This is a genomic window from Pseudomonas sp. B7, assembly GCF_016735645.1.
In the GTDB taxonomy this organism is placed as follows: domain Bacteria; phylum Pseudomonadota; class Gammaproteobacteria; order Pseudomonadales; family Pseudomonadaceae; genus Aquipseudomonas; species Aquipseudomonas glycinae.
Genome location: NZ_JAERRE010000001.1, coordinates 214858 through 237090, shown reverse-complemented (window position 1 = coordinate 237090; position 22233 = coordinate 214858). Strand labels below are relative to the sequence as shown.

The 22233-nt window shown below is 58.2% G+C and carries 19 protein-coding genes and 1 pseudogene; 15 read left to right on the top strand and 5 right to left on the bottom strand.

Annotation, left to right across the window (positions count from 1 at the left end):
* Positions 1-45: 45 nt before the first annotated feature.
* From JKA62_RS01065 to JKA62_RS01045, 5 genes are read left to right on the top strand one after another with little or no spacing between them, the layout of a single operon-like run.
* Entirely contained in the window at positions 46-3480 is a 3435-nt protein-coding gene (locus JKA62_RS01065) for a tape measure protein (RefSeq protein ID WP_201815776.1), read from the top strand.
* Positions 3480-3824: a phage tail protein gene (locus JKA62_RS01060; protein ID WP_201815774.1), complete on the top strand. Its 345-nt coding sequence runs from the start codon at positions 3480-3482 to the stop codon at positions 3822-3824. Before JKA62_RS01065 ends, JKA62_RS01060 begins: the two co-directional genes overlap by 1 nt.
* Before the next feature lie 54 nt (positions 3825-3878).
* The gene (locus tag JKA62_RS01055; RefSeq protein ID WP_201815773.1) at positions 3879-4580 is read left to right on the top strand and encodes a phage minor tail protein L; all 702 of its coding nucleotides are present in this window, start codon (positions 3879-3881) and stop codon (positions 4578-4580) included.
* A 3-nt stretch (positions 4581-4583) separates the two neighbouring features.
* Complete coding sequence (locus JKA62_RS01050; RefSeq protein ID WP_201815769.1) at positions 4584-5366, top strand: C40 family peptidase; 783 nt, start codon at positions 4584-4586, stop codon at positions 5364-5366.
* Complete coding sequence (locus JKA62_RS01045; RefSeq protein ID WP_201815768.1) at positions 5363-5947, top strand: tail assembly protein; 585 nt, start codon at positions 5363-5365, stop codon at positions 5945-5947. Before JKA62_RS01050 ends, JKA62_RS01045 begins: the two co-directional genes overlap by 4 nt.
* Before the next feature lie 22 nt (positions 5948-5969).
* On the opposite strand, the gene JKA62_RS01040 is transcribed toward JKA62_RS01045, so the two are convergent.
* The gene (locus JKA62_RS01040; RefSeq protein ID WP_201815766.1) at positions 5970-6374 is read right to left on the bottom strand and encodes a hypothetical protein; all 405 of its coding nucleotides are present in this window, start codon (positions 6372-6374) and stop codon (positions 5970-5972) included.
* A 136-nt stretch (positions 6375-6510) separates the two neighbouring features.
* Between JKA62_RS01040 and JKA62_RS01035 the strand changes: the two genes are divergently transcribed.
* The 8 genes from JKA62_RS01035 (at position 6511) to JKA62_RS01000 (ending at position 14303) form a co-directional block, all read left to right on the top strand.
* Positions 6511-10176: a host specificity protein J gene (locus JKA62_RS01035; protein WP_201815764.1), complete on the top strand. Its 3666-nt coding sequence runs from the start codon at positions 6511-6513 to the stop codon at positions 10174-10176.
* The gene (locus JKA62_RS01030; RefSeq protein WP_201815763.1) at positions 10176-10472 is read left to right on the top strand and encodes a hypothetical protein; all 297 of its coding nucleotides are present in this window, start codon (positions 10176-10178) and stop codon (positions 10470-10472) included. The genes JKA62_RS01035 and JKA62_RS01030 overlap by 1 nt, the downstream gene beginning before the upstream one ends.
* A gap of 8 nt (positions 10473-10480) precedes the next feature.
* Positions 10481-11206 carry a hypothetical protein gene (locus JKA62_RS01025; protein ID WP_201815762.1) on the top strand — a complete coding sequence of 242 codons (726 nt, stop codon included), beginning with the start codon at positions 10481-10483 and terminating at the stop codon, positions 11204-11206.
* Positions 11207-11270: 64 nt separating this feature from the next.
* On the top strand, positions 11271-12494 hold the full coding sequence (locus tag JKA62_RS01020) for a pyocin knob domain-containing protein (RefSeq protein WP_201815760.1): 1224 nt from the start codon (positions 11271-11273) through the stop codon (positions 12492-12494).
* Between the two features lie 11 nt (positions 12495-12505).
* Positions 12506-12919 carry a hypothetical protein gene (locus JKA62_RS01015; RefSeq protein ID WP_201815759.1) on the top strand — a complete coding sequence of 138 codons (414 nt, stop codon included), beginning with the start codon at positions 12506-12508 and terminating at the stop codon, positions 12917-12919.
* Positions 12920-12977: 58 nt separating this feature from the next.
* Positions 12978-13403: a cell wall hydrolase gene (locus JKA62_RS01010; RefSeq protein WP_201815758.1), complete on the top strand. Its 426-nt coding sequence runs from the start codon at positions 12978-12980 to the stop codon at positions 13401-13403.
* On the top strand, positions 13403-13924 hold the full coding sequence (locus JKA62_RS01005) for a lysis system i-spanin subunit Rz (protein ID WP_201815757.1): 522 nt from the start codon (positions 13403-13405) through the stop codon (positions 13922-13924). The genes JKA62_RS01010 and JKA62_RS01005 overlap by 1 nt, the downstream gene beginning before the upstream one ends.
* A gap of 16 nt (positions 13925-13940) precedes the next feature.
* Positions 13941-14303, top strand: a complete 363-nt coding sequence (locus JKA62_RS01000) for a hypothetical protein (RefSeq protein ID WP_201815756.1) — start codon at positions 13941-13943, stop codon at positions 14301-14303.
* Between the two features lie 62 nt (positions 14304-14365).
* Here JKA62_RS01000 and JKA62_RS28855 read toward each other — a convergent pair whose 3' ends face one another.
* Together JKA62_RS28855 and JKA62_RS00990 are read right to left on the bottom strand one after the other, a co-directional pair.
* Positions 14366-14857 (bottom strand): DUF4224 domain-containing protein, encoded by a 492-nt coding sequence (locus tag JKA62_RS28855; protein WP_236676395.1) that lies wholly within the window; start codon positions 14855-14857, stop codon positions 14366-14368.
* A 66-nt stretch (positions 14858-14923) separates the two neighbouring features.
* A complete protein-coding gene (locus JKA62_RS00990) occupies positions 14924-15154 on the bottom strand; it encodes a hypothetical protein (protein ID WP_201815754.1) in 231 nt (76 codons plus the stop codon).
* Between the two features lie 681 nt (positions 15155-15835).
* Between JKA62_RS00990 and JKA62_RS28845 the strand changes: the two are divergent.
* A pseudogene (locus tag JKA62_RS28845) lies at positions 15836-15931 on the top strand (lysis protein); the annotation flags it as partial.
* A 126-nt stretch (positions 15932-16057) separates the two neighbouring features.
* Here JKA62_RS28845 and JKA62_RS29095 read toward each other — a convergent pair.
* Together JKA62_RS29095 and JKA62_RS00980 are read right to left on the bottom strand one after the other, a co-directional pair.
* On the bottom strand, positions 16058-16294 hold the full coding sequence (locus tag JKA62_RS29095) for a type II toxin-antitoxin system HicA family toxin (RefSeq protein WP_368388961.1): 237 nt from the start codon (positions 16292-16294) through the stop codon (positions 16058-16060).
* A gap of 9 nt (positions 16295-16303) precedes the next feature.
* On the bottom strand, positions 16304-16627 hold the full coding sequence (locus tag JKA62_RS00980) for a hypothetical protein (RefSeq protein WP_201815750.1): 324 nt from the start codon (positions 16625-16627) through the stop codon (positions 16304-16306).
* 755 nt (positions 16628-17382) lie between these two features.
* On the opposite strand from JKA62_RS00980, the gene JKA62_RS00975 reads away from it, so the two are divergent.
* Entirely contained in the window at positions 17383-22218 is a 4836-nt protein-coding gene (locus JKA62_RS00975; RefSeq protein WP_201815748.1) for an NEL-type E3 ubiquitin ligase domain-containing protein, read from the top strand.
* The last annotated feature ends 15 nt before the right edge of the window (positions 22219-22233 follow it).

The window sequence follows — 22233 nt, the reverse complement described above, 5'->3', positions numbered from 1 at the left end:
TTGTAAGACCCGCTCCGGCGGGTTTTTTATTGCCCGGAGAAAAGTATGGCTGACACAGACGTTCAGGGGATGCTGGTCCGCATCGAGGCGACCACTGCGCAGCTCCGTCAAGAAATGGCGCGCGCAGATTCCAGCGTTGCCCAAGCGTCTGGGAAGATCGATAAAAGCCTTGGGCGGATTGATGAGGCTTTTGACCGTGCTGGGGAGCAGGCAACGCATGCTTCCGGACTGATCAAAAGCGCGCTTGCGGCAGCAGTTGGTGCTGCCTCGGTCGGGAAAATCATTGAGGCTGCCGACTCGTATGGCCAGATGTCTGACCGTATTGGCATGGCCACGGCCAGTGTTGGTGAGTACGACCTAGTGCAGGGGCGCCTGCTGGAGACTGCGAAGCGCACCTACCGTCCCCTGAGTGAGGCTCAGGAGCTTTACATCCGCACAGCGGACAGCCTGAAGTCGATGGGCTACAACACCAGTCAGGCACTGGACGTGATGGACAGCTTCAGCTTCCTGTTGGTGACAAACTCTGCATCCGCCGACAAGGCAAGCGCCGCTATCGACGCCTATTCGAAGGCGCTTCAGACCGGAAAGGTCGAGGCAGATGGTTGGCAGTCGATCCTCGCCGCGATGCCGACAGTAGTCGACACGATCGCAAAGTCTACTGGCAAGACGGCCGAAGAGATCCGCAGTCTCGGTGCCGAAGGCAAGCTCAGCTTGGACGTGCTGACCGAGGGCCTACAGAAATCCTCCGAAGCCAATGGCATTCTGGCCGACAGCATGAGCGTTGCGGTGCGCGACGCAGTGCAGAATTTGTCGAACGCCTTCACGGTTTACGCGGGTCGCCTGAATGAAACGACTGACTTTACGGGCATCTTGGCTAGTGGAATCAGCGTTCTGGGCGATAACTTCCAGACCCTGGCCGATGTGGCCCTTGTCGCCGCGATTGCCGCCCTAACCCGCTACGGCGTTACCGCTGCTGACTCCGCGGCGGTGGCTGTGTATTCAGCGGTCAAGGATGCTGCTGCACGCAAGGCCCAAGCCGCCGCCGTTCTGCTCGCTGCCCAAGCCGAACAGCAGAAGGCACAGACCTCTGTTTTTCTCGCCGAGAAGGAAGCCTTAGCTGCGCGCGGTACTGCGGTGCAGACCCAAATGTCGATCCAGCTGGCGGAGGCCAGGATGGTCGAGGCGCGGGCAACGAACGCGGTGGCAGCAGCACAGCTTGGAGTCAGTAAGGCCGGCGGTGTGATCATGGGGGTTCTGGGTGGGCCGCTTGGTATTGCATCGGTTGCGGTCGGCGCCGCGATCGCTTTTCTGACTCTTCGTGACAACACAAGCGTCCTTGAGGAGAAACTGGGCAATCTAAATGACCCGCTCGACAAACTGACAGAGCGGTTCAACAAGCTTAATCGGGCGACTCAATCCGTTACCTTGCGCGAACTCCGCTCATCGATTGCGGATACGGAGAAAGACCTTTCAGCAGCCGCCGGCTCCATAGCGTTTGAGTTCCAAGCCAGTCTGACTAATGCCGGCCTAGCTGGCGCTTCTGGTTTTATGGGTGGCATTGCTCCGCTGCCTGCCGAGTTTCAGTCGGCGATGGATATCGTCAACAAGGCTGTCTCCGATTCGTCTAAAGGGCAGGCCGTAGATTGGAAAGTAGTGGCGGATCAGGTTAGGCAGATTCCTGGCGTTACTGAAGAAATGGCTCGGTCCATCGAGACCGGGCAGATCAAGGTTTCCGATCTGACGGAAATTCTCGATAAACAGCGGAAGACGTTGGCTGAGCTTACCGGAGAGACCGATGCCAACACCGCAGCTCGCGGCAAGAACAATGCGGCGGCAGCCGCAGCGACGGCTGCAGGTGAAAAATATCTTGAGCAACTCGATAAGCAGCTTGGAGCTCTGCAGGACAAAACGGCCGCGGAGGCAGCAGAGCGTGTAATTCTCAAGGAGAAGATCGATACCAATAGCGCTGTCGCCGCCTCCATTCGCGCTCGCGCAAAAGCTATTGATGAACAGAAAGCGGCGGACGCCGAAGCGACAAAGGCGAGAAACAAAAACGCCAGTGTCACGGAGTCTGCGGCGAAGAAGCAGCTAAAGGATTTCGAGTCGACCGAGGAGAGTTACAAGCGTCAGATCGAGCTAATCAACACCACCGGTGACAAACAGAAGGACGCCACCGAGGTTCAGAAACTGTCGTTCGAACTTCAGGAAGGGAAGCTTGGCAAGCTCAGCGAGGCGCAAAAGAAACGGCTGATGGGAATGGCTGCGGAGCTGGACGCGCTGAACAAGCTGAAGAAGGCCAACGAAGATGACCTGAAGCTGACGGCGTTCAAGAACGCCCAGACTCTGACGACCCAAACCACGAAGGATGGCTTCGACAAAGAGCTTGCCGGCGTTGGCATGGGCGACAAGACCCGCGACCGAATGCGCGCTGATCTAGCGATGCGCCAGAAGTACGCCGCCGATGTCGCAGCTCTCAACGAGCAGCGCAACACCGATCAGATCACACCGGAGCTTTACGCCAAAGAGACCCAGGTATTACAGGACGAACTGAACAAGCGGCTGCTGGCGCAGGAGAACTTCTACGCGGCGACCGATGAACAGCAAATCAACTGGATGAATGGCGTCAACGAGGTGTGGGCCAATTATGCGGATTCCGCGCGGGACTACTCGGCACAAGCTGCTGACGTCACCAACACCGCCTTGAGCGAGGCGACCGGTGGGCTGGGCACGTTCTTCTCGGATGTGGCCAGCGGCGCGGAGGATGCCGGTGATGCGTTGGGTGATATGGTCGGCAACTTTGCCAAGTCGATGCTGAAGGCGTTGGGGGACATGGCGGCACAGTGGCTGATTTATCAGGGCGTGCAACTGCTCGTGGGCAAGTCCACCCAGGCGAGCGCCGCCGGCGCGCTGGGGGCAAACGCTCAAGCTATGTCTCTAACGGCTGGTCTCAATGCCTTTGCCTCTACCGCGGCCATTCCTATCATCGGCCCAGCAGCAGCGCCGGCGGCAATGGCGACCGCGATGGCTGTTACCGGTCCTCTGGCCTCGGCTGTTGGCATGACTGCGTTGGCGGGTATGGCGCACGACGGTATCGACTCGGTGCCCGAGGACGGCAGCTGGTTCCTGCAAAAAGGCGAGCGGGTAACGACCGCTCAGACCAGTGCAAAACTCGATGCCATGCTGTCGCGGATCGACAACAAGCTGGGCGGCACTGATCCGCAAGCGCAAATCGGTGTGGGGAGCCTGGAGTCGATAGGTAATGGCCGGGGTGCATTGATTGGTGCTGGCGCCCAGTCAGCGCCGGGCAGCAATGTACAGATCGCGTTCAGTGCCCCTGTCACCGTGCAAGCCCAGCCCGGCATGACGGATCAGCAGGCGCAGATGCAGGGCGAATCGATCAGCGCCGGTCTGGAAGCGCAGTTCGGCCGGTTCCTCGATCGGGAAATGGGCCAAGGCGGGCGACTCTGGAGGCGGATCTGATGGCCGAGGAATTTATCTACGACGTTGAGGTGGGCGCCGATGGCGATATCTCCCAGCGAACCTGGGAAAACGAATTCGGCGACGGTTACGTTCAGGCCGGCGGTATCGGTATCAACACGAAAAGTCAGGTTTGGAACCTCACGCACACCGGCTCGATGGAGCAAGGAGAGGAACTGCCGCTGATCTGGGCGTTCCTCGATCGGCACGAAGGCTACAAATCTTTCCTTTGGACTCCCCCGGGTGGCGCTCGAGGAAGATACCGGTGCAACGGCTACAAACCGAAGGCCGTCGGCCCCGGACTGTTCACGCTGACGTTCTCGTTCAAGCAGGTCTACACCCCCTGATCGAATTCGATCACCGACCCCGCCAAGTGCGGGGTTTGTTGTTTCTGGAGCCCTATGAATTACAACACTGATATTCAGAAACTCGAGCCGGGTAATCAGATCCGGTTATTCGAGCTGGATGCCACGCGCCTCGGCGCAAATATCTGGCGCTTCCATGGCCACGCCCAGGAGGGCGACATCATCTGGCAGGGGAAGGTCTACTCCCCGATCCAGATCACCGCGAAGGGTTTCGACATTCGTGGTGATGGTCGGCCGGCAACACCGACGCTCCAGGTCGTCAATGAGCTGGACGGTATACCTGGAGCCATCACGGCGCTGTGTTTGCAGTTCCGCGACCTTGCTGGCGCCAAGGTTCGAGTCATCGAGACGTTCAGGCATTTCCTCGACGCGGCCAACTTCCCCGAGGGCAACCCGGACGCCAGCGACCAGAGCAAAGTCAACCTCTGGTACATCGAGCAGAAGACGGAAGAAACGCGCGCCGCGGTGGTGTTCTCGTTGTCGAGCCCCACGGACATGGAAGGGCAGCAACTGCCATCCCAGCAAATCACCAAGCTCTGTCGGTGGGCCTGCCGGGGTGGTTACCGTGGCGAGGCCTGCGCCTACATGGGCGGCGCGATGTTTACCAAAAAGAACGAACCCACCGACAACCCTGCGCTTGATCGCTGTGGCGGCTGGTGGAGCAGCTGCAAGCTACGCGGCAACACTCGCCGGTTCGGCGGCTCAATGGGCGCGAGCCTGATCACCAGTTCGAGGTAATCCATGCGCATCAATAAACAGCTGCAGGACGCGATTCGCGCCCACGCGGAGCAGGCGTATCCGGCAGAAGCCTGCGGCCTACTGATCAGCACCGCCGGCGGTCGTGAGTACGTGCCATGTGCCAACCTGGCAAAGACCGATCGCGAAAACTTCCAAATCTGCGAGCGCGACCAGGCCGCGGCAGAGGATCGCGGCGAGGTGCTGGCCATCATTCACAGCCATCCAGACAAAGCGCCGACACCGAGCATGGCCGACCGGGTCAGCTGCGAGTTGCACGAATTGCCCTGGGGTATCGTTGGATGGCCCGGTGGCGAGTTCGAATGGTTCAAGCCGTCGGGTTTTCAGGCCCCGCTGTTGGGCCGCGACTTCTCCCATGGCCTGCTCGATTGCTGGGCGGCGTGCCGCGACTGGTACGCACGCGAGGCAGGGCTGCTGTTGCCGAACTTCGAGCGACACGATCTGTGGTGGGAAGACGAAGCCGGCCCGAGCCTCTATGAGGACAACTTCAAGGCCACGGGCTTTTACCAGGTGAGCGAGGCGCGCCGCGGCGACATGCTGGTGTTACAGATCCCGACGCCGGGCCGCAACTGTTTCCACCCGAACCACGCCGCGATCTACCTAGGCGACGAGCCTGCACTGGTCAGCGAGTCTGCGGCCACCATCGGGGGCGCTGGACCGTTCATTTACCACCACATGGCCGGGCGACTTTCCGGTCGTGAGATCTACGGCTGGTCGATGGCCAACCGGTTAAAGCTGATTCTCCGGCACAAGGACTATCGACCATGAAGCGCACCATCAAGCTTGGCGGCGTGCTGGGCAAGCGGTTTGGGCGCGAGTATGTCCTAGATGTCAACGGCGTGCTGGATGCAACGAGCGCACTGTGCAACCTGAAGCCGGGCTTCGAGCAGTTCATGCGCACCGCAGAAGAGCGGGGCCTGGTCTTCGCTGTATTCGTCGACGAGCGCAATATCGCCCCGGAAGAACTGGACCTGAAAGACTCAGGGGACGGCGCTATCCGCATCATGCCGATCATTCAGGGCAGCAAGCAGGCCGGCATGTTTCAGACCCTGCTTGGCGTGGCGCTGATCGTCGCGGGCATGTTCACCGGCGGCACCACCTCGGCGCTGGGCATGGGGCTGCTCGCCACCGGCGCAGCTGTCGGATTGGGCGGCGTGGTGCAGATGCTTTCACCGACCACCAAGGCCAACACCAGCGACCGTAACGAAGACGGCAACAACCCAAGCTATGGCTTCGGCGGCGCGGTGACCACCATCGCCCAGGGCAACCCCTATCCGTTGCTGTACGGCGAGCGCGAGATAGGCGGGGCCATCGAGTCCGGTGGCATCTACACCCAAGACAACATCTAATTCGTATCGTGAATGCCTGATATTAGATCTTGTTTTTGCTGCTGGACGAGGCCGGATTGTTGTTTTGCGAGTCATTGGAACTCGCTTTTTGCAGGTTTTCTGGAGTTTGCTGGGCGGGATCTGGAAGGGGGGTTCTGAGTGTTTGAGACATTAACCATTTCATATTGCGCAGAGTTACCTTTGCAAATAGAGACGTGGCTTCGGCTCTGGCTCCTCCCAGCTCATAAAATTCATGTTGCACCTCGGTGCATCGTTTTTGGGGGGGAATTGTTGTGCTTTTTATATTTTCGAGTATCGCTAATGCTTGTTTTGGGTCAGTGCATTTGAAATGAACGTAGTCTCCTTCCAGTACGTACCAGACTCCATTCGGCGCATCTTCAAGCGGTTCTCCAGTAGCATTCGTTGGAGATAATGTAAAAACAGTCATGAGTGAACTCCCTGTATTAAGACCGATGTTTATAGCAAGCTGATGGAAATGTTCACAGCCATGCACCGACTTTTTACCAATCTAAATTGCTATTTCCCCAACCCGCCTCGGCGGGTTTTTGCATTCTGGAGGGCGCATGAGCGCAGAAGCAAAGAAGGCCTCGCGCCCGGCGCCGAGAAAGCGCCGTTCCGTCGCTGGTAGCAAGGGCGGGCAGGCCAAGCAGAAGCAGCCGAGCATTGCCACCAATAGCGTACCGTCCATTGCAACTGCGCGGATTGTATATCTGTGGAGCTGGGGCCCTATTGTCGGCCCGGTCAATGGGCTGCGCTCCATCAAGCTCGATGGCACCCCGGTGCAGGCCGAGGACGGTACGCTCAACTACCCAGGTGTGAAGTGGCAGTTCCGTTCCGGTGAGTTGAATCAGCCAAGGCTCGAAGGCATCTCGGAAGCGAGCAACGAAATTCAGGTCAACCAAGAGTTGCGCAGCACCAGCCCTTGGCTCCACAGCATCACCAATGCGCAGATCGATGCTGTGCGGATTCGCTTCGGGTGGCCACAACTGCAGAGCCAGGATGCCAGCGGCAACATCAACGGCGTTCGGATCGAATATGTCGTTGAGGTCTCGACGGACAGCGGCCCATATTTGCAAGTCCTGAGTTCGTTTGTTGACCGGAAAAACGTCACCAAGTACGAGCGATCGCATCGGATCGACTTGCCTGCCGGCAGTCGCTGGACGATCCGCGCCCGGCGCCTGACGCCAGAGGCGAACAGCTCGCTGGTGCAAGACGGGATGCTGGTCGAGGCTATTGCCGAGGTTGTCGACAGCGATCAGGAATACCCGCTCACCTCCGTGGGTTGCCTTGAATACGACGCCCAGCAGTTCGGCGGTGATATCGCCAAGGTCGCGGTATTGATGCGTGGCCGGATTGTACGTGTGCCCGCCAACTACGACGCTGCAACCAGAATCTATCGCACCAGTGGGACCGGAACCAGCAACGGTATATGGGACGGCACCTTTCAGGAGGCGTACACCAATAACCCCGCCTGGGTGTTTTACGATCTGGTGCTGCACCCGTACTACGGCCTCGGCGAGCGTATCGACGCCACAATGGTGGATCGCTGGTCGCTGTACCGCATCGGCCAGTATTGCGATCAGATGGTTCCGGACGGGAAGGGCGGACAGGAGCCGCGTTTCACCTGCAACGTGTACTTTCAAAAGCAGGCGGAAGCCTATGCGGTGCTCCAGGATTTGGCGTCGATTTTCCACGGCATGGCTTACTGGGACGGTAGTCAAATCGTCATCAATGCCGACATGCCAGGCGATCCCGTCTACACCTACAGCCCTTCGCAGATCCTGAACAACGGCGAAATCAAGTACGAAGGCACCCGGGCGCGAGATCGACACACGCTGGCCATGGTTGCCTGGGACAACCCCGATCAGGGATTCGAGACGGACAAGGAGCCGGTGTTCGACGATGACGCCATGGCCGAGTTGGGGATGGTGCGGGATCTGTCTGTCGATGCCATCGGCTGCACGTCGCTGGGGCAGGCCCAGCGCGCCGGGCAGTGGGCACTTCTGACTGAGCAGCTACAGACCCGCGGCGCGACAATGCGCGTTGGGCTGGATGGGCAGATTCCCAAGCCAGGCCAAGTGATCGCGGTGGCCGACCCTTCGTTGGCTGGCCGTGCAAATGGCGGGCGTATCTCGGCCGTTGCCGGCCGTGTGATCACCCTTGACCGGGACACACTGGTCCCACCGGGTGCTCGACTCCTCGTCAACTTACCGAGTGGCAAATCGGAAGCCAGCGTGGTGCGGTCTGCTGCCGGCCGGTCGATTACCGTAATGGCGGATTACAGCGAAACTCCAGAGCCCGAATGCGGGTGGGCGCTCGATTACGACGACCTGAAGCTGATGCAGTTCTACGTGCGCAACGTGACTCGCCCCGAGTGGCACCAGTTCCAGCTGGAAATGATTCAGCACGAACCCAGTAAATTTAACGCCATCGACTTCGGCGCCGTTGTTGATACTCGGCCAATCACCGGGATACCTATCGGAACCCAGGCTGCACCGTCCCGGGTGTTGATCAGTCAGAACGTCGTGGTCGAGCAAGGAATTGCCGTGACCAGTATGTCGATCGCTTGGGACGCTGCGCCTGGCGCAGTCGGGTACGACGTCGAATGGCGCTGGGGGGCTCGGGAGTGGATCAAGGTGCCGCGCACCGGTGAACTTATGGTCGACGTGCGCGGGATCTATTCGGGGCAGTACTTGGCGCGCGTGCGGGCAGTCAGCGCGATGAATGTCTCATCCGTTCCGACCAATTCGGTTCTGACCGACCTTCAAGGGAAAAACGGTTTGCCGCCGGCGGTCGCCTTCTTGCGCACCACCAGCAAGGTTTATGGCATCGGCATTGAATGGGGCTTTCCTTCAGGCGCGGAAGACACGCAGCGCACCGAGGTCTGGAACAACAGGACCAACGATCTCGCCACCGCTGTGAAGCTGGCGGATTTTGCCTACCCCCAATCGAACCACGAAATGCAGAACGTAGTGCCTGGGACCAGCCTGTTTTTCTGGGCGCGTCTCGTCGATCGCACCGGCAACATCGGGCCGTGGTATCCCGCGGTAAATGGCATCAATGGCCAGGTGAGCATTGATCAGTCGGAGTATGAAAAATATTTCCTCGGGAAAATTAAGGAGTCGGCGCTCGGCGAGCAGTTGCTCAATGAGATCGGCAAGATCTCTGGTGACGGCGAGGGCTCGGTCAATGAACGACTTGAGCAAGCGAAGCAAGAACTCGCCGAGCTGATCGGTGAAATCACTGACGCGATGGTCTACGACCCGAGCAAGCCCTATCTGAAAGGTGAGGTGGTGCGGCTAGAGGGCCGATTGTTCTCGGCGCTGAAAGCCGTACCTGTCGGGACTGCGCCGCCCAATGCAGAGTTCTGGTATGACATGGGCAGCATTGCCGAGACCACCAACGCCCTGGCCTTGCAAGTTCAACAACACTCCGCACAGATCGACAACATCGACGGCAAAGTCACGGCAGTCGCATCGTCCATGCAGGCTCTCCAAGCGGCATGGCGGCCGGACGACGGCACTGGAGACATGGCAGACGCGCTCAATGAGTGGAAAAACAAATCGAGCATTGTCACCAATGACAAAGTCAGGGCTGAGGAGAGCCTTGCATCGGCGACCCGGATAACCACCCTTGATGCAGCGGTCGGGCAAAACGCGGCCAACATCACCACACTCGAATCGGCAGTAGCCACGGACAAGGAAGCGACGGCTCGGCGAATCGAAACGGTCACAGCGACAGCAAACGACGCAACGGCCAAGGCTGAAACGGCAAGCACGGTAGTGGCCGGGCTCAACGGCAAGGTATCGGCACTGACCACCATTAAGACTTCGACCACGGTCGGTGGGCGGACAGTGATGGCTGGGCTGGCGATTGGGGTCGACGGAGAATTGCAGGAGTCGCAGATCCTCGCATTTGCCCAGCGCTTCGCCATTCTCGACGAGGTCAGCGGGCAGATGATTGCGCCCTTCGTGGTTCAGGGCGGTCAAGTGTTCATGAACACGGCGATCATTAGCCAGGCCTTCATCAAGGAGCTGGTGCTGGGCATGACGCTGCGGTCTGCTGCGCTCAATTCGCAAGGATTGCCGCTACTGGAAATCAACATTCCAGCAGGGACGTTCACGTTGCGCGGCCAGTCCAGCACCGGCTACACGCTCCTCAACAACAACGGTATCTACGTCTACGACCTGAACTACATCGAGCGCGCCGCACTCGGGAAGATGACTTGATGGACTACTACGGTGCGCGGACGAAAAACGCATTCGGGGTGGTGACACTTGAGACATCGACCATGACGGTGCGGTCGATCGTGACGAAACAAATCACAGTGCCTCCCATCACCAGTGATTTCACCAGCTTCATCAACATGCCTGAGATCACCGCACAGTCGTTTGTGTGTGTGACGCTCCCTGACCCTACAAATGAGTTTGCTGCTCTGCCGGCCGTATTCTGGTCGGTGGGGCAACTGAGGGTTCGGCGCGGGCAAGGAATGGTACTCAACGTTTTTATCCTGACCTACCAATAGGAGGGGGCATGGATTATGGATTCAGGTCACGCAACGGGCTGAACTTCTTTCAGATAGACAGTGAAAACAGGGTGCTCAATGTGGCCGCATCTGGCAGTTACACCATCGGAAAGCCAGCCAGCGCTCCGGTCACAATCACCCAGGCGGTGATCACGTATCCGGCGCCGATCACCACCATTGAAGCTCCACATGTTTTTCTTAATCCGACCAATCAGGGGATGTATCACTCGCTGGTACAGATGGGCGGTCCGGGTAACTGGACCGGGTTTTATTTCAAGCTTCACCTGATGGCGCCGTTCAACAGTTCGGACTGCAGCGGGCGCTGGTTGGTGGCGACGTTTCGTTCAACATCACCGCCCAACGAATACGACTTGCGGCTGCGAAATGCAGCTAACGAGCAAATATTTGTGGGCGCTGACAACCTCCTTGTCATGACCGGCTTTCCTATCAACGAAGGCTGGTCACTCGACAATCGAGGGGGGGAGGCTTCAGGCGTCTACTGGAGCGGTTACCAGATGCCGTGGACGGGGTCCTATGACGATTACTTTCTTGCATCAACGCTACTCGGCGGAAAAATTTACAACGGCAACACCACACTCGAAACCCCGTGCGGCTTCCACGCCGGAGTGCGCACAACGCTCAATGGGTACGTCGGGGCACTGGTAAGCACGGAGGGCGGGACCGCGAAAAACGGAAGAACCACATTTGCTGCCCGGCCTATGCGCCCGTTGTAGCGTTGCAGCAAATTCACAAGCCCGCCGATTGCGGGTTTTTTATTGCCAAAAAATAGGAGGCGCCATGCCTTGGCTGAGAGGTGGGACGGTCGCCGTTACCAATGGCTCCACAACGGTAGTCGGAACGAATGCGGATTTCGCCGCGAACGCGCGCAGCGGTGATGCATTTGTCGGCCCGGACGGCTTGAACTATGAGATTGGCAACGTTGCCAGTGCGACAGTGATTTCTATCATTCCGGCATACAAGGGCCCCACGGTCAGCGGATCGGCTTACGCGATCATGCCGGTCCAGGGCTACCCGAAGACGCTGACGGACGAGTTCAGAAATATCAGTCTGCAGTGGGGGCAGAAGCTCGCCGCGCTGGGCACGACCGGCAACTATGAAACCCTGCCGATCAGCAAAGGCGGCACCGGAGCGACAACGCAGGCCGCTGCACAAACGGCTCTGGGGCTGGTGCCTACATCCAGCCGTCTCGACACCACGGCGGGTCGCATGGTGAAGGTCGGCGACTACGGACGTAACGGTGGGGCGAACATCGTTCAGGCCGCAAACGTCGATGCAAACGCGCTCACGGTGCCGGCCAGCTATGTGTTCAACGGCGGCGGCATCAACGTGCCGGAGTCGGCTTACCTGGACGTGATCAACCACGCGGCTGCCGGTTATTCCAAGCAGTTTGCGACTGGCCTGCTCACCGACAACTGTTACACCCGCGTCCAGAACAATGGGAGTTTCGGGGCTTGGCGCCAGTTCGTTACCCGGCCGATCGGCGGCGCAATCGCGATAGCCGAGGGCGGCACGGGCGGCACTACACCGGCCACGGCCCGAACAGGGCTCGGGCTCAAGTCAGCGGCGGTGGTGGATATTGTGGGCCCGGTCAGTCAAGCGGCGGGCGTGCCGACCGGTGCCGTAATGAGCTATTCCATCGACACCACCACCGGCGACAGGAAAACGCTGTATGCCAATGGGCAGATGACCTTTGACGGCACCCGGCAGGCGAACGTTGCGGTGGGGCCCGGAGCATTTATTGCACCAGCGATTGCCCGCCCGGCGGAATTTGTAGGAAACGTATCGTCGTCCAGCGACCTTGCGTTTTTCACTGGCGGATCCGCAACCGGGAACCAGCTCTATGCAACACGCCAGTCGCTGACATCTTCTACCAACCTGTATTTGGGGGCGTTCATCAACATGGGCCGCTCTCCAGCGACAGAGACCCCAAACCTTGCGCTTGGCTCGACGACAGCACAGAGCTATCTGTTCTGGTTCTCGTCCGTCGGACGCTGGTTCTAATCGAGGTTCACATGCCATACGCAGCAACCAACCAGATCAGCACGGCACCCATTGAGGGCGGCATCGAGATCACCGAAGAACAATACGCCGAGGCCGTGGCCAGCATTGAGGCCGGCAATTTCCTGTTCGTTTCGGTAGAGGGTGGGATTTTCAGCACCAGTCCGGCGCCACAACCGCCTGAAAGCCAGACTCCCGAAGAGCAAGCGCACTGGGACCGGCTCAGCGAAATCGCGGGCGAGGGCGCTTGGCGCGCCGCCGAGGTGGCTTTCATCACCGATCAGCTCATTGCGCTTGAGGACGGCGACCCATCGGCCATGCCCGGAACGGTTCAGCAATGGCGCGAGTACCGCATCGCCGTCCGAGGATGGAAGGACGGGGCGCCGGGATTCCCGGAACCATCGGCCAGGCCATCCCGCCCGGCGTAATCAGCTGAACCACGTCAACCCGCCGTCGAGCGGGTATTTTTTTGCCTGGAGAAAAGTGATGCCTGTAACCGAGAAAGACCGCGACGTCCTTGCTCGCACCCTGTGGGGCGAGGCGCGCGGCGAGAGTCTGGCCGGAAAGATTGCCGTGGCCTGGACGATTCGCAATCGCGTGTTCGACGGCAAGACCAATTCATGGTGGGGGGAGGGCTACGCCGGCGTGTGCCAGAAGCCGTACCAGTTCAGCTGCTGGAACAAAGGTGACCCGAACTATCCATTCCTGAGTGGCGCGCGGGAGATCCCGTTCCGCGAACTGGCGCAGTGCCGGATCGCTGCCGACCAGGTGATCGACGGCAAGGTGCCGGATCCGACCGGCGGCGCCACGCACTACTACGCGCTCAGCATGAGGACGGCGCCCGGGTGGGCGGTGAAAGCCAAGCAGACCCTGAAGCTGGGCGGACACGTCTTTTTCAAGGATGTGCCGTGATGTTCGTGCCGTGGAAGGTCATCGGCGCGGTGGTGCTGGCGCTCGCCGGCGCTGCCTTGGCTTGGCAGGTTCAGGACTGGCGATACGGCGAACAGCTGGCCCAGCAGTCCAGGCTGCACACCGAAACCCTGAATCAGCTGACCAAGGCAGCCGCCACCGCGCAGCAGGCCGAGCAGGACAAGCGGCTGGCGCTCGAGCAGCGGCTGGCGGCCAGTGAGAAAACCCACTTCGAGAAAATGACCGATGCCCAACGTGACCAAGATCGCCTGCGCGATCGCCTTGCCACTTCTGATCTGCGGCTGTCAGTCCTCATCGATGCGGGTTCAGCCGGTGGCTGTTCAGTGCCTGCCGCCGCCGGCCCCGGCGGCGTGGATCATGCAACCGTACGCGCCCAACTTGACCCAGCGCATGCTCAACGAATTGTCGCCATCACCGACGAAGGTGATCGGGGATTGATTGCGCTGCAGGCCTGCCAAGATTACGTGAAGGCGATCGGCTCTCGCGCTCCCGCGCCTCCCTGAGAAGGCGCTGGTTTTCATGGAAGAGGTGCGTGTTCTGACGCTTGATATCGTTGAACACGCGAAGCAGGCTCGAAAGCTCGGTAGTTTGAGACTGAAGGCGATTCACATCGGCCTGGGCTGCCAGCAACTGCTTCCGGAATGTGTCGCGGTCGTTTCCGATTTCAGTGTTCATCTCAACCAGCTTGAATATCCGCTCCCGCTCTGCTCGGAGCTGTCGGTTCAGTTCCTCAAACTCATTTTCGTAAAGCCTGAGCTGCTGCCGGCAGGTCTCGAGTGGCGTCGGGCAGCCGAGCCAGTCGTCAGTGTTTTCGATATCGGAGGGATCCACGGGAGTGCCTTGCTTTGTACTGTTTGGATATACAGTAATCGAGGCGATTGATGTGGGCGAGGGTGAGGCGACGAGCTGTAGGATTTCGGGGGGGGATGTCGGCAGGACGTAGTTCAGACGAGCAGCGTGACGGGCGCTTGTTGGTTTTTGTTCTTTTTTCTTCTTATGTTTTTTGCTACCGGTGACGTCGATGTCTGCGCAACGGGGATATATGTGGGCCACTGGGATTCCAAAAAATCCTCATACCGCTTCAGGCTATACATGATTGAACCATCAATTTTCGACCATACATTTTCCGGTGTTATGCCTCTCGCTCGTTTCCCTTGCAGGGCTCGCGCGGTTGTACCCAAAAGCTCTGCCATCATTGACTCAGATACCTTATCCCAGTTTTCCGTGACCTCGATTAGCCCACAAATTGGGTACTCCGTTTTCTCCTCCTGAGATTTGGAGCGTTCGATTTTGTCTAGCAATGATTGCCTGGGCACTTTGGGTTGACCATCGCCACCGATAATGAACGGTATGCAGTTGGTTCGAAGCCAGCGAGATTGAATAACTGGGCGTGCATGACCGGTCAGATCTGCGACTTCTTCCTTCGTCAAGAACATCGAGCTACTCCTGGTGCGCCGTTCGATTCAAGGGAAACCTTTCCATCCCGGTTTACCTATCCTGCATCAGTCAAGCCTAAGCATCTGTGCAAGTAACGGATCATTTGATCCAAGTACCGCCGCCTGTATATCCACGAAGTACATTCCGCCCGTGATTTCTCCGACTATCTCGCCTTCCTCAATCCATTTTTTCAGCTGCTGGAGACTTGGTTTATTACCTGCATAGCGCAGCTTGCGATACTCGCCGACTTCCATAAGTCTAGGAAGTCTCACTGTGACCTGAGAAAGAATTTTCATACTCCTTGCCCTCTTCGAGCTGCCTCTATTCTCTCAACCAGACTGCTTCCAGTCGTCCTATCAAGCCGCGCCGGTTCACGGTAGTGAGCATTGGGGGGGGGCGACTGGGCAGCTATTGATCAGTCATTGGATATCTCTGTTTTTTGCGTCGACGATCTTTTTTGACCCCAGATCTTCCTAAGATTTCGTCCACCAATTTATAGAACTCTTCTGAAGTGGAAGGCTTATGGAGGGATATCCGGGAGCCTTTGCCTATCATCGTGGGGGCACGCTTTTTCCGCCCTGATTGCAGTGTGTCAATCAGAGGATGTGGCGCCTCTAAACTCTGAAATTTTTTAATCGAGTTTTCCGCGATGTAAGCATCTGCCCACTTGTCTAGCTCTATCCGATCAAAGCCGACGCCTTGCTGTCCGATTGGGAATTCGCTCACATGGGGCCGCACGATCCTGTTGAAAACGTCGCGACACATGCCGAGATATCTAGGTGCCTCCTTTGCCCTGATTATGCGAGGTTGAAGGGAGGACTTATTCATGGGGGCTCCCTACCGTGGTGGGAGGCCCGGCCTCCATTGAACTCTGCAGCGAGCGCCCGGGGATTAACCTAGGGGATGGAGGCCGCACCAGCTTCAAATCTTAGCATCACCTACTGAACGCAAACGGCTACCCGCCGAATGGATGCTGCGCTCAACGAATTGTCGCCATCACCGATGAAGGTGATCGCGGATTGATTGCGCTGCAGGCGTGTCAGGCTTACGTGCGTGAAATTCAGAAGGAATAAATCCGGAAGGAAATCCGCTTTGAGAACGTTGGCGGTTCTGACCTACATTCGCGGGAGAAAAAATTAGCATGCCTCGGTGGCTCGGCAGGGAAAGCACCGTAATGAAAAAGCCCGGCGGGAGCCGGGCTATTTCACAAGGGCATAGAACTGTCTTTTGCTGACACCTGCCTGAAGACACATGTATTTAATCAAGTCGCCGTGGAATGGCTGTTTTGGCTTGTCGACGGTAACTTTGCGAAAGGGATCACCTTCTCGTACCCATTGCTCATGACTGCCTTCTTGATTTCGGAAGGAGAACCCTAGCTCCTTCAACACCGCTGTCACCTCTCTGTAGGTGAGCGGTCTGTGCCTCCCTGCAAACATTTTCGATCCTTAGCAACCAACGTACTGGAGGGCTGGTTCTTCAAAGAATCTGACTCGCTTGCTTCGACCATGGCGAATCGACGACCAGAACGCCTGGGCGCGATACTGAAGGCGCATCAGCAGCGGTGCTTGGCGACCGAGAAGTTGAGCAGCGTGCTCGCGATCTACGGTCAACGCCTCAACAATGTACGACTTGATTTGTGCTTCCAATTTTCCCTTGGCTTCGTCGAAGTCGACTCCCTGTGCCGCGAGGGTGAACTGTGGGCACGCGGCAATCCACAAACCGCCTTTCTTCTGCGCGTAGCACAGGAGAACGAATGGGTTGCTAGACATGGCGCAATTCCTCTGAGTAATACTGACAAAGCATCCACGTTCCTGTGGATAACTCCGGATGGCGATTATGGACAAGCGAATTGGCTTGTCAATTAACAAATTGTGTCAACGCTCGTAAACACAATTCGTCCCACATTCCATCCGACCGGTGGGAGATCGGTAAGGTTCTCCCAGATTTTTTGGATCCATTTCACGGTAGCTATAACCGCTTGCTGGGAGTCTAGCCCCAACCTCTGCGGTTTATTTTTTCTTTTTTGTATCGGCACGATTCAATTAATAAATAGGTGTTTTAACGGATTTTTTCAATAGCATTTCTACTGCCTTAGGCTCCGTGAACACACTCTAATTTCGTACCACTTTTTGTACCAATTCAGCGTTTTTGAGGGGGATTTAGGGGCTTGAATGCCCCCTGAAGCCCTTTAAAAGCCCCAGACCAAAAACGCCAGCTAATCCGCACATAAAGTCCTTACCGGTTTTTCCGTTGGGGAAGGTGTCGCTGTACCGCGCCGAAATGGCCGGTACCCAGAAACTGACCCGGCTCGGATGTGGGAGTTTTAGAACGATCAGTTATAAGTACATCGATCTGACCGGTGGGCCGTTAACATCTGGGTTGAGGTTGCGGGTGGTAGATATGTATTCAAAACATACGGATTGCTGCTGGTTTTCCGGCTCGAACATGCAGGTTTTCGTGTTTTTTATTCGCCCTCGGGATCGCTAGGGTGGGGAGACTCAATAGCAATAAAGGAATATTGCCCATGACCACTCCACCGCTATCGGGGACACCGGCCACCCTCACGGAAGAACAGACACTGAGCATTTTGCTGGAGGCCACCGGCGATCTGGACACGGCCCAGGCCTTGCAGAAAAACCTGCCTCCCGCGCTGCTCAAAACCGGTGCCGACACACTGGCCGCGCTGGATAAGGCTGCGCGTGATCTGCAGGCCATTCAGTGGAAAGTCGAGACGCATCTTGACCGGCTGCAACCGCTGAACAGTTTTTGCATTGATGTATTGAACCGCGCTCTGAGCGCCCGATGGCCCGCAGTGTTCAATGTCGAGAAAGATCATCTGCAATTGCCCGGCAATTACTGTGGATGCGAGCCCGTGGTCCCGCCGGGGGGCGGTCCGGCGATCATTCCGTTCGCCACGCCCACGCTGCTCGAGGCCGCGATGCAGAACTTCACGGAGGACGAGGCGCAACCCGATTATTTCCCCGAGGGCAGTGTGATACGGATCTCCAGCGCGCCTGCCGGGGTTCCTGGCCTGACGCCCACATCGTTCGCCGCCTTTTGTCGAGAGCTGAACCTGGGGCAGCGGTATCAGCAACACTTCCTGCAGGTGTTCGGTGTCAAGGAAGTGGATGGAAACCTGGCGGCCACCGGTCCCGTGGTTCTCGACATCACCGCAATGAAAAAACAACTGCTGCAACTGGACCTGCATCTGGCGATGTTGAGGGAACACGTCTCTCGGGAGGGGGTGCAGACGATACAGCGCTTGATTGATGCCGGTGGCGTCGCCACTGCCAGAAGCCTTCAGTTCAAGGGGCGTGCGCTGATCATGCAAGGGATCGAATTGCTCGGCAGTTGTATCTGGGGTGTGGTGGTGTTCTCTGAGTCTTCGGTCGAGCTGGACCCGGAACAATGGTGCCTGGTGTACATGCCGGGAGAGCCGGATCAACCCCTTTACGAGTACACCCGTTTCACGGCGTTCATGGCGTATCTTGAGTTCAGGCTGAGGGTGGGCAGCTACAGAAGCTATTTCACGCATTGCATCGGCGAAGGCGACAGGCTCGACTTTTTCAAGACCTTCGCGGATAACGGCAGCCTGGGGCACGTCAGGCAATTGGAGATGCCTGGTCCGCTGTTCGAGTTCATGCTCAAGAGTCATGTCGGCAAGCTGCAACTCGATGCCCGTGTGCTCGCTGTACCGACTGAAGATGTCGATGAGGAGGCGCGCAGGACGCGACTGCTGCATTACCTGGACGCCGGCATGACGGTGGCTAACGTAGCGGGTTTTGTCGTACCGGTGCTGGGAGAGTTGATGATGGGCGTTGCCATCGGGCAGATGCTCGCCCAGGTATATGAAGGCGTCGATGACTGGAGCCGGGGAGATCGTCAGGAAGCGTTTTCACACCTGCTGAGCGTCGCCGAGAACCTTGTCCTGATGGCCGTCGTGGGGGCCGGCATCAAAGGCTTGAAATCCCTGGCGATCAGAACGGTTCGAAAACATCCTGATTTCTTCCAGCCATTCACTGCCATTCTCGACGGGAAGGGGCAGTCACGGTTGTGGAAGCCGGACCTGCAAGCATATGAACAATCCTTACCGGTGGGGGCTGCCCCCGATTCTGAAGTCATGGACTTGTACCGGGGCGACGACAGGTTTTTTGCCCGTGTCGACCAACGCTTCTATGAGGTGGTGCATGATCCGGCTTCCGATACCTGGAGTATCCGGCATCCTGTCCGTCCCGATGCTTACGCTCCGCCACTCAAGCCCCATCGACATGGAGGCTGGCGCCATGCCTGGGAGGAAAGCGAGCAGTGGAGCGGTGCCTACACCCTCAGGCGCATCGACCCGAGCCTGGGCAGGTTCGAGGACAGTCGCCTGGAGATGATCCGGCGGTTGACCGACACTCGATTCGATGAGTTGCACCGTCTGAGTGACGACAATCTGTCTTGGCCCCCGCGTTTGCGCGACATGATCGAGCGCTTTGGCATCGAACGCAGATTGCGTGATTTCGTTTCCGCGATGGAACGGGGCGAGGCAACCGATGCCCGTCATGTTCAGGAGCAATTGCACGCGTTGCCCGAACTCGCCAACTGGCCGACTGATCGCTACATCAAGGTCGTGGACGAAAAAGGCCGTCTCACCGCGACCTATCCTCCCGTGTCAATTGACGATGACACTCTGAGCATTGTCGTGAGCCATGAGCAACTGGAAAAAGGCGAGTTGCTGCAAACCGTTCTGGACGGCATCTACCCCAGTGAAGCCGAAGCATTGGTGGGTGCGAACATTGCCCCGGCTGATGCAAGCGTCAAGTTGGCGCAAGTGATCGGGGCGGCGGTCAAGGCTGATCGTCGCTCGGTTTTCGAGCACCTGTACCGGCAGTTCGATCGTGTTCTCGCCGGTGAGTCGGTCAAGCTGCACAGCGCCTTTCCCGGGCTGCCGGTACGGTATGCGCGAGAATTGCTCAGGCGCACGCCGACTGTCGAGCGGATGCACCTGCGCAGCACCGGGCGAGTGCCCATGGGCCTGGCACAGAGGGCCCGTCAGGCCTTGAGCGATGTCCGTGTGGATCGGGCGCTGGCCGGCTTTTACCTGGCGGACATCGCCAGTGCCGATACCAGGAAACTGGCGCTGCGCCTGTTACCCCGGCTCGCTGGCTGGAATACCGAGTTCTACCTTGAACTGCGGGCCAACACACTCAACGGTGAGGTACTGGAGACGTCAGGCGAGAAACCGCTTTTGACTTCGAATTCATGCACGCTGGTCCGACTCGACAATGGTTACGAAGTGTTCGGCAGCGACAGGAAGTCGCTCGGCAAAGTGGTGCCCGGACCGGAGGACGTCTATCTCGCGATCCTCAAAGGCCTTCCAATGCGGCAGCGCAAGGCCATCGGATTTGCGCAGCCGAAGCCGGAAGATGGCTGGCGCTTGCGCCATAAACTGTTGGCAAGCGCTCTGGATGAGCGTGAAGGCTGTGCCCGGGTGTTGGCAGGCGGTCGGATGCCACCGGCGATTTCCGAGCCTGCGTGTACGCTCGCCAATTCGCCCGTCGGGCCGGCAAGGCATTCGCAACGTTTGCTGCGCAAAGTGAAGAAACTCTATCCCTTGATGACTGACGTACAAGCCGATGAGTTTCTTGACCAGGCGGGCAGCGAGCCAGTGACCAGGGCGATCCGGGTTCGGCAGTTGCAGGAGGATCTGCGCCGGCTGCAGGAAGTTCTGGACATCTGGAGCGAGGATGAAACGGCCATGAAGGCCTTGGACGGCGATCTGAATGAGGTACACGAGTGTCGACAGGTCGTGGCGTTCGAAATCGAAGACTGTTTTCGACGTCTGGTTTTCCTGCCTGATGACTTTCAGCGTCCCGTCTACGGTCTGAAACTCGACGGCATGCAATTCGGCAAGTTTCCGACCTTGCCGACCGGCCTGAATTTCGATCATGTCAGGCAATTGTCGCTGCGGGACATGCAGCTGGACAACGACGCCGCTTACTTTCTCAAGGCCTTCAGGCAAGTCGAATCGCTGGAACTGGACCGTAATCAACTGACCTTGTTGCCCGAGGTCATTTCGCATATGCCCAACCTCAAACGACTGAGCCTGGCCAACAACAGGATTCAATTGACCGAGCATTCGCTGGTGAAACTGGCGAAGTTGTACTCCCTGCAGAGCCTGAATCTGAGTGGCAATCCCCTGGGGGCGACAGTGGATGTCAGTCGTCTGTTCGAGTTGACTCACCTCTCCTTGCGCAATACCCGCACCACAGAACTGCCCGAAGGCCTGCAGTTTCTACCCAACCTGGATTGGGTGGACCTGCGTGACAATGAAATACGCGATCTGCCTGCCTGGCTTTTTGAAACGCCCCGACGTTTCAGTGAAACCATCAATCTGCGTCACAACCCGATTTCCGCTGCCAGCAGAATTCACCTCGATGACTACCGGAAGACCTTCGGAGTCGGCATGGGCTATCTGGATAACGATATCGCGCGACTGGACGAATACCAGGCCCGCTCGATCTGGCTGACTGAAACGGGAGGGGAGGAGGGCTCCCGGCATCTGCAGACGTGGAACGCGATCAAGGATGATACGAGGGCCGAAGGACTGTTCAGTCTGCTGGCGGAACTGGGCAATTCCGCCGAATCCGCCAGCGTACGCGAGGATATGACCCGGCGGGTCTGGACGGTGCTGGATGCGACACAGGCCGATACCGAACTGAGGGAGCAGATTTTCGATCTGGCGGCCAATCCGATCAATTGCACGGACAATGCGGCGTTGAACTTCAGCCACCTGGAAGTGGCGGTGCAAGTGCACCATGTGACCCGTGCCTCAAGGGGGCAACGGTCTTCTGCGGCGGCGCTCGTGAAGCTGGCGCGAGGGTTGTTCCGGCTTGAGCAGATTGACCGGATCGCAGCCGAACATACGCAGGCACATGGGGCCGCTGATCCTCTGGAAGTGACGCTGGCTTACCGCTCCGGTCTGGCGCAGGCACTTGAACTGCCCGGGCAGCCTTCGCACATGCGTTATGCCTCGCTTGCGCAGGTGACAGGAGCGGATCTGGTGGCGGCGATCAATCGAATCCAGACCGCGGAGCTGTCTTCCGAGTGGTTGGCGTTTCTGGTTCGCCAGCCCTTCTGGAGTGAATACGTGAAAAGCAGTTTTACCCGGCAGTTCGACGATGCGCGCGCACCTCACCAACAGGAAGCACTGGCGTTATTCGAGAAGGCTGAAACACTCAGCTCGGCCGACTACCTGAGTGAGATGCACCTGTGTGCCGCCCGACAGGAGCGAACGGAAAGCGCCTTGCTCGAGCAACTGACCGACCAGGTGTTGCGGCTGCTGGAGGGCAACCTCTGCGTGTTGCCCGCTGGTTGATCATTCTCCCGATGA